Consider the following 8,663-nt stretch of genomic DNA (forward strand, 5'->3'; position numbering starts at 1 on the left):
TTTCTAGCGCCACCAATTTCGTTGCCATTGAGATTTTCCCCAACTACCGAAACTTTATTCATCGGAAAGCCGGTACTTTGCAGTTCCATCAGGGCTAGTTCCGTATCGCGGTAATTAGAAAAAGCTCCTACAGCTCGCTTGTTTTGACCTAAAGCCATTTTTTTCTCCTTCAAAATAAACTACTTTTACACAACTACAGAATTTCCGATCTGTTTGCTGCCATCAATCACATTTAGTCGTTGTTTTTCCACATTTTTCATCGGTCGCTGGGAATAACCTCGCTCTCTCTCTTCAGGCAGGTTTACCCAAATTTTCAGGAAGCGGAAATCGGAAATGGGAAATCGCAGGTATTCCACGAGTTTTTTAGTTATAAGTTTTGACTGCGTAAATCTTCAACTTTTTAACTTAAAACCCTTTTGCCCGGAAGAGTTGTGCCCGCGTTGCGATCGGTTTTGAAAGCTATCTTTTCAATGCCCAACTTTCCTTTTTTCTCTTCCTTCTTTCCCTGTTCCCTGTTCCTTCTTTCTTCTTCCTTCTAATTTATTAATTGCTAGGCTATTTGGCCGCAGCAGGGGCTACAGTAGCCGTAACATTCACCGTTTTGACACCCTTAATTTCTTTAGCTAGCGGCTCAATTTTAGCTAAATCTTCTTGATTGGGAACAGTGCCAGCTACGGTGACAACACCGTCTTTGGCGTCAACAGTTAGCTGACCTTTAGTGATGTTGACTTCCAACTTGGAGCGAACTTCACTTTGGAGGTCGCCATCAGCTCTGATTGCATCGCCTCCGGTGATGTTGTTGCGCTGTTCTCGCGCCCTGATATCAGAATTTGCTTGGGCTTTGCGAATTTCGCTAGTGGCGTCGGACTGACTTTTTTGAACAGTATCCGCTGGGGGCGGGCTGGCGGCTTCTGTAGTGGAATTAGGAGCGTCAGCGCTAGTTTTAGCCCCGTCGCTGCAAGCTGCAGCTCCAAATAATAGGATGCCGCTGAGGAGAAATGGTGTTAGTTTGTTCATAATATGTAATAACCTCCGGGTAATAAGCTGTAGATGAGTCTAGACTTCGCTGCTGAGCACTTCGTCGCTCCTGACAGAATCTTTGACAGAATCTTTGTTGGCGATCGGGGTTTGTGCTTGATACGCAAAAATCCTTATATCAAATATATAAATTTGATCAAGCAGCTTCATCGCTCTACAGATATAAATTTTATCTATGTCGTTAGATAGAGTACAAAAAACAACACAAGGTAGTTGGTCAAATTTAACTGAATTAGTCCCCGACGCAGTATTCCTCAAAAACCCGGTTGATGCCGACATCTCTCGTTAGCAGAGCCAATATTTGAGTACAAACAAAATTGAACAGCATAAGTTTTATTAATAGTTCAATTGCCGCTCCCAAGTAATTTTAACCTCGAACCTCGAACATCTTAGCGACCTCGGTTAAATCAGTTAAATGCAGTAGACAATTAGTTGCCGAACTTCCGGGTTCAAAACAAACGAAAAGAGTCAATAAATTTTTGAGCATTTTCTGGTTTTGAGGCAGTCACAACCAGCCCGTAAACGCGGGTTTCTACCAAAAAAACTTGACCTACACCTACAGGTTCAGTGGGGGAAAGCGGCTGAAACTCAAATTCTTTTCCCGGATAGCTGCCGAGAGAAATATCCCGCACTTGCAGCAATTTAGCATTCGCTCCCACCACAAAGAAATCAACGGCATTATTTAAAGTAATTTTGATATTGTTGTTGCTGAGTCGAAAATCTAGGTCAAAGTATTGAAGTAAATAAGTATCTTTGTTTTTTAAGATTGACCTGTATGTATGAGCGGTAACTTGAGTTGAAAAAGTTTCGGAGTTAATTTTAGGAGTTCCCGGCATATCGATCGCAAACAGACCCACTGGCGAGCAAAATGGCTGCCACTCTGGCATCGGAAAGGCAGCCTGCTGCGGGGTTAGTTGAGCTTTTGCCGGGGCGGCAAACTTGACAGGCCAGACAAGTAATGCAGCAGTAACTAGGAATAAATGCAGCAATTTCATTTGGATAAAAATTATATTTTATATTTTTCAGATCGATCTGCGCTAGCCTAGAAAGATATCCGCAAACGAGGGATTTATGCTGAATACTATATTTACTCAACGACAAGGCAATTCGATCGGGCTAGCTAAAACCAATAAAACCAATAAAACCAATATACTTGCTCATCTAGTAAATACTTGGCTGGCCGCGTGTCTGCTGGCTAGTGTCACAGCTTGTGCAAACAGCCCCAACAGCAAAGCACTGCAAGAATCTTTAGCCGCCGATCCCAAATTACAACAAAATCCAGCGGTTTTATCTTCCCCGCCACCAGCAACAGCAGTCGAAACCAGCACAACCGCCAAACTTCCTCCCGATTTCCCCACAGAGATTCCACTCTATCCTAACGCTCAGTTAATCGAAGTTGGCGGGCAAACCGATCCGCCACCAAAAACTGTGCGGCTGCGCTGGGAAAGCACAGATCCGGTTAATTCGGTTCAGAACTTTTACTCTACAGAGTTTGGGCGCAGCAACTGGGAAATAGTCAGCAGCCCCAGCGCCGACGGACAAGGTGCTTTAGTCGCAACCCGAGAGAATTTGCGGGTAACAGTGTCGCTTTCTCCTACTCAGAAAGTAGGGGGTTCTACAGAATTTGCGATCGACTACAGCAAAGAGAACTCAGAAATTGCCACCAGTCCCCAACCTAACAATTCCGAGTCTAGCCCATCTCCAACCGCTTCACCAACTCCATCTAATTCAGAGGAAACTATTCCAGCGACACCGACTCCGCCAAAATCAGCAAAAGTTAGCGAATTAGACAGCCAAATTCCTCAACAGTTGCGCCAGTATGTGGCAGATTTGTCTCAGTTGGAAGTGCTGAAAGTGCGATCTACAGAAAATGCTAACCTAGAAACAAACAGCGCTTTGCCCAAACCCAACAAAATTATCACCCGTCGCGAATACGCCCGCTGGTTAGTAGCAGCAAACAACCAGATTTATGCCAGCCGTCAAGGCAAACAAATTAGATTAGCAGTAGACTCTACCAAACCCGCTTTTTCTGACGTATCCAAAACAGACCCAGATTTTTCAGTAATTCAAGGTTTAGCAGAAGCAGGTTTAATTCCGAGTTCGCTTTCAGGAGACACTAAAGATGTGAAATTTCGCCCCGATGCACCTTTAACTCGCGAAACAATGATTCTTTGGAAAGTGCCTTTAGATACTCGTCAAATTTTACCGACAGCTAACATAGAGGGAGTGAAAGAAAAGTGGGGCTTTCAAGATGCTTCTAAAATTGACTCCCAAGCCTCGCGGGCAATTTTAGCTGATTTTAACAATGGAGATTTGGCAAATATTCGCCGAGTTTTTGGTTTTACAACTCTCTTTCAGCCCAACAAATCCGTGACTCGCGCCGAAGCTGCTGCTAGTTTGTGGTATTTTGGTTCTCAAGATGGGGGATTGTCAGCTAAAGATGCTCTGCAAGCAAAGTCTCAACCTGCTCAGTAGTGTTGTTTTGGTGCTTAAAAGTTTTTGGGTTTTTTTACCTAATTTTTGGACGAGAATCAAGTATCGTCGTAAAAAACCCGGTTTCTGGGGCCGATCGCGATCGCCTTTTTCGGTTGATGGGCGATCGGGTTTCTCACCGCCCGGTTTCTAATCATTTTCATCCAATCCCAGCGCCACAAAATACTGACTGTAAACCACACGCTCAGGCTCCCAAAGCGGCCGCCAATAGACATTTTGGATCACCGCCTTCTCTCCATCAGGTTCCGCCGGCCACTGAAAACTGACGATCGCAATATTACTGTATCCCACAATCTCATCACCCTCTTGCAGCCAGCGATTGCGCCACAACAGCGCTATCCAATTCCACAACCTGTGCAGCCGCGACAATTGTTTATTTTTATGCGACCTACTTGACGGCTCACCATTTTCATGCAGCAAAAACACCCGAGCTCTTTGTCGTTTAATCCAATCAATTCGATAACCCCAGTCAGGAAAAGATTGCCTGTCCCTCACCGCAGCAGCCACAGCCTTCTTCCTGCCCCTCCTCGAAATCTTCACCAACTCCAGCGGCTCATTCCATCCCAAACATTCGTGCGATCTTTCGGGAAACAGCGACTTAATCTTAGTATGAATTACATGAGTTTTCCACTCTTCATTAATCAAAGCACTAGCCGTTAACTGCGCCAACACAGAATATTTCCTATCTGTGATTTGAGATTTTAGATCCAACTCAGATCCAGGTGGCACACAGTCAGCATCCGGGCGACAAATGCCAAAATGCTTGTCAGACCAATAACTCAGCCTCACAGCAGCAGCATAGTGAATATCCCCAGTCAAAATAATCACCCTCGCGCGCTGTTTAAAAAACTCCGACAACAGCTTCACAAAAGCCAATTTATGAAAATTCCAAGCATCCCCCGCATCGCTATTAAAAACCTTTCCCTGTTCCACATCCCGCTTTTGCACCGCATCAATAATCCACAAACCCACCAAATTAGTCGGCAAAACTACCAGCGTCGCCTCGATCGCAAATTCCCCAGTTTTATTCAGCAAATCAGTCTCCCGCAAAGGCTGCTGAATTTGCTCCTCAAAACCCTTGTGAGTCAAAAGCATCGGCGGATCGATCGCACTTTGTACCGGATAGCCGCGCCAAGTCCGGGTATCCAGCACAATCACCTCATGCTTAAAACTTCTCACAGTAAAATGCCAACTCAAAACCTCCCTTGCACCGTCACAATCCCTATCCAAAATCCAAACATCTTCATCTAACTTAAACTTCGGCAAACCAGTCTCAATATCAACCGCCGGAATTCCCAAATACGAAGCCGCCTCCTCCCAAACAGAAACATCAGTACCAGCCGAATTCGACCACTTTTCGGCAGACTTTAATAACTTATCTCCGACATTTTCGCGATCGAACTGTGCGGGCGTATTTCCCCAAGCCTGAAACACAGCATAAGCCAGCAAAGCATTCTGCACCACCCGGCGGCCAAGCGGCTTACCCAGCACCCGGTAACACCACTCGCGATTCAAATACCAATCGTCGCTAACATCATGATCGTCACAAATCATATAAGTCGGAATATTAGCCAGCGCCCGCCTCACCCTCCACAAATTGCGAGCAAAACCATCAAGTTCAACAACTTCTCGATCCCAGACTTTTGCCCGCCCAGAATCTGCACAAATATGTTTACCCTTCGGAAAACTCGTACACCAAAGTACAGGCGACCAAACTAACAAATACATGGCGCAATATTCCCCCAAACCAAACAAGTGACTTTTAGCCTTATCCGGTTTATTCACCAACATCGCCGTAAAGCCACCAAAATCTCTGGCAATATCGCTGCGAGTTCCCGGCTGCAACTCAATTGGTTTTTTGTAATCAGACTCAGCCTCAGATTGTTTCCGAATCGGCGACTCTCTAAAAATTTCCCTTTCTTTGGCAACTACATTTTCGTTTGGCGAATTTTTAGGTATACTGATACACAAATTCTTTTTTATTTGGGCATCATTCATCAGGGGCAGATTCTCTTCCCAGCCCAAAAGCGTATCGCCAGCATCTGTCAAAGCCCACAACATCGGATCGGCAACGTCATCGCCGTAAATTTGGTCGCCGGTTAAAAACAGTTGGTGGGGCCGTAAATTTGCCATACCTGCAAATTGTTCGATCGAATTATCCAAGATTGGCAGCGCATCTCTGCCGTCTCCGTGGGGCTTGCGACAAGAACCGTGAACGATACGCAAATAGTTTAAATCCTGCGGGGGCAGGGCAAAAGTCGGCAATCCGTGAGCGAAATAACCGATCGTCTCGGGCCCCAAAGCCGACAAATCAGGGGAAGCACACCACAGACAAGAAAGGAGATTTTCTTTCTGATTTTCTGGGCCTGCAACCGACAGCGACTCGCCAACCCCAGCGAACTCAATGTCATACGCATAAATTTGTCCGTATGTCAAAACACTGCTGTTAATTGGTTTAGCAGTCACGGCCGCTACGTGCAGGTACTTGCCGAGCTGCACGGTAGAGTTCGCACCTTGAAGCAAGGGCGCACCGACAATTTCGCCGGTGCCGCCCTCAGTCGAATAAACCTTGAGTTCGACTTGGCGGGGCGCTTTCAGAGCTAGCCAAACAGTCACCGACTGAGTTTGGGTGCGGCGCAAAATCGGGCCCGCAAGGATGAGCGGCAAGTGATGAATTCGATGATTTAATGGTGTCCACGACATAGGATTTGAAAAAATAAAAATTAAATCAGGGGTTTTCTAGCAATCAGATTTCAGGCGGTCGAGCATCTGTCACCCTTAACCAATGCTAAGTCTGCCAACTCCTGTCCGCAAAAATGTAACAATTCATTAAGGAAGATTAATAATCACCATGCTACAAGAACAACATTTACAGCATTTCCTAGATTCAGTTGATCTGCCAGCAATTAAGCCATCAGAACCCCCTGTAGAGCGCAACAGCTCACCGATTTCCTCGTCTCCTTTAGATCGAGCGATCGACCGCCACCCCCTGACAGTGGCTCCAGAAACCCCGATCGCCGAAGTGTTGGCTCTCATGAACCCGATGCGTGTCTCCTGTAAGATTTGTAACGAAAAACAAAAGGCTGTTCCGGGCCCTGCCAAGCGCAGTTGCGTCACAGTTGTGGAAGACAATCGCCCGATCGGCATTTTTACAGAACGGGATATCGTCAAACTAACTACCGTCGAAGCTTGTGCCATCAAACTGACAATTGCTGACGTAATGACTCGATCGCCAATTACCCTCAAACAATCCGAGTCTCAGGACATCTTCACAGCGATGTTCACGTTGCGCCAGCACCAAATCCGGCATTTGCCCGTAGTGGATGAGGAGGATCGACTTGTCGGCCTCATCACCCGCGAAGCCATTCACGAAGCCCTGCAACCAATCAACTTACTTACCAATTTACGCTGTGCAGCAGATGTGATGACGAAGCAAGTTATTTGGGCCCCAAAAACTGCCTCTGCCCTCGATTTAGCCGAGCTCATGGTCAAACATCGAGTTAGTTGCGTCGTCATTGTCGAAGCACCGATTCAACATCCACAGCGGGCGATCGTACCAATAGAAAAATACCTTCTGCCGATCGGCATTGTCACCGAGCGCGACATTGTACAGTTTCACGCCCTCGAATTAAACCTCTCCCAAATCTCGGCGGCTGAGGCGATGAGTTCACCCTTATTTTGCATATCTCCCGGCGATTCCCTCTTCCGCGCCCACCAGGAAATGCAGCGGCACGGAGTCCGACGTTTAGTAGTAGTTGGCAGTCAGGGAGAACTTTTGGGCGTTATCTCTCTCACAAATTTGCCACAAGTTTTTAACCAATCTGAAATGTACGGAACGATCGAGCTTTTGCAGCAAGCAGTAGACGATAGAGCCGCCCAACTGCACAAAACCAACGAACTTTTGCAGCAAGAAATTTTAGAGAAGCAGCGCGCCCAAGAAGCCCTGCGCCAAGCTCACGACGACTTAAAAAAACAAGTTGAAGAACGCACCGCCCAACTTTTAGAATCAAATGAATTATTGAGACGAGATATTATCAAGCGCCAGCGAGTCGAAGAAGTGCTGCGAAAAAAGCAAACTTGCTTGAAGAATCAAGCCCATAAATTAGAGGAAACTGTCCGAAAATTGCAGCAAACTCAAAGTCAATTAGTCCAAACCGAAAAAATGTCTTCTTTGGGACAAATGATCGCCGGCATTGCCCACGAAATCAACAATCCCGTTAATTTTATCTACGGCAATCTTTCTCACACCAATCATTACATCAAAGAATTAATTAAACTCTTGGATCTTTACCAGAAACACTATCCAGAACCTGTCTCGGAAATTCAGGAAGCAGCAGCAGAGATGGAAATTGATTTTTTGGTCGAAGACTTATCTAAAATGCTGTCTTCGATGCAAGTAGGAACCGAACGCATCCGCCAAATAGTTCTGTCGATGCGAAATTTTTCGCGATCGGATCAATCTAACATCAAACTCGTTGATATTCACGATGGAATAGACAGCACTTTGTTGATTTTGCAGCACCGGCTCAAAGCTCAAGGCAGACATCCAGCAATTGAAATCATTAAGGAATACGGCGATTTGCCCCGCGTCGAGTGCTGTGGCGGTCAGATGAATCAAGTGTTTATGAATATTCTCGGCAATGCGATAGATGCTTTGGATGAAGAAATCCATAATGGGGAGTGGGCGAGTAGAAATGGGAAAAATTCACCGCCATCAACTCCTACTTCTCGATTGACTGTTCCCGGTATAACAATTCGCACTGAAGTTGTTGGCGATTCTGTAGCGATCCGCATTTCTGACAACGGGCGGGGCATACCGGATGACATTCGCCGCCAATTATTCGATCCGTTTTTTACTACCAAACCAGTCGGCAAGGGTACGGGTTTGGGACTGTCTATTTCATACCACTTAGTGGTAGAAAAGCACGGAGGGCGGCTCGAATGCGTTTCGGAAGTTGGACAGGGGACTGAATTTGCGATCGAAATTCCGATCGCCAGCAGTCATTAGTCAGTTGTTAGTTGGCGGTTGGCAGTTGTTAGTTGTTAGTTGGCAGTTGTTAGTTGTTAGTTGTTAGTTGTTAGTTGTTAGTTGTTAGTTGGCAGTTGTTAGTGGGCAGTTGTTAGTTGTTAGT

At 46.0% G+C, this 8,663-nt stretch carries 7 protein-coding genes; 2 read left to right on the forward strand and 5 right to left on the reverse strand.

Features of this window, described 5'->3' with window-relative positions:
* Positions 1–185: 185 nt before the first annotated feature.
* The 4 genes from IQ270_RS25565 to IQ270_RS25575 all read right to left on the reverse strand — a co-directional run bounded on the left by IQ270_RS25565 (position 186) and on the right by IQ270_RS25575 (position 2,033).
* A complete protein-coding gene (locus IQ270_RS25565) occupies positions 186–356 on the reverse strand; it encodes a hypothetical protein (RefSeq protein ID WP_193975977.1) in 171 nt (56 codons plus the stop codon).
* Between the two features lie 199 nt (positions 357–555).
* Positions 556–1,017 carry a BON domain-containing protein gene (locus IQ270_RS25570; RefSeq protein ID WP_193975978.1) on the reverse strand — a complete coding sequence of 154 codons (462 nt, stop codon included), beginning with the start codon at positions 1,015–1,017 and terminating at the stop codon, positions 556–558.
* 39 nt (positions 1,018–1,056) lie between these two features.
* The gene (locus tag IQ270_RS32060) at positions 1,057–1,188 is read right to left on the reverse strand and encodes a hypothetical protein (RefSeq protein WP_255532486.1); all 132 of its coding nucleotides are present in this window, start codon (positions 1,186–1,188) and stop codon (positions 1,057–1,059) included.
* A gap of 299 nt (positions 1,189–1,487) precedes the next feature.
* Positions 1,488–2,033, reverse strand: coding sequence for a hypothetical protein (locus IQ270_RS25575; RefSeq protein WP_193975979.1), 546 nt, complete (start codon positions 2,031–2,033; stop codon positions 1,488–1,490).
* A gap of 76 nt (positions 2,034–2,109) precedes the next feature.
* On the opposite strand from IQ270_RS25575, the gene IQ270_RS25580 reads away from it, so the two are divergent.
* Entirely contained in the window at positions 2,110–3,513 is a 1,404-nt protein-coding gene (locus IQ270_RS25580; protein WP_193975980.1) for an S-layer homology domain-containing protein, read from the forward strand.
* A gap of 147 nt (positions 3,514–3,660) precedes the next feature.
* Here IQ270_RS25580 and IQ270_RS25585 read toward each other — a convergent pair whose 3' ends face one another.
* Entirely contained in the window at positions 3,661–6,234 is a 2,574-nt protein-coding gene (locus IQ270_RS25585; protein ID WP_193975981.1) for a PhoD-like phosphatase, read from the reverse strand.
* 148 nt (positions 6,235–6,382) lie between these two features.
* On the opposite strand from IQ270_RS25585, the gene IQ270_RS25590 reads away from it, so the two are divergent.
* A complete protein-coding gene (locus tag IQ270_RS25590) occupies positions 6,383–8,539 on the forward strand; it encodes a CBS domain-containing protein (protein ID WP_193975982.1) in 2,157 nt (718 codons plus the stop codon).
* Positions 8,540–8,663 lie beyond the last annotated feature (124 nt).

This window comes from Microcoleus sp. LEGE 07076 (assembly GCF_015207455.1).
Classification (GTDB): domain Bacteria; phylum Cyanobacteriota; class Cyanobacteriia; order Cyanobacteriales; family Microcoleaceae; genus Microcoleus.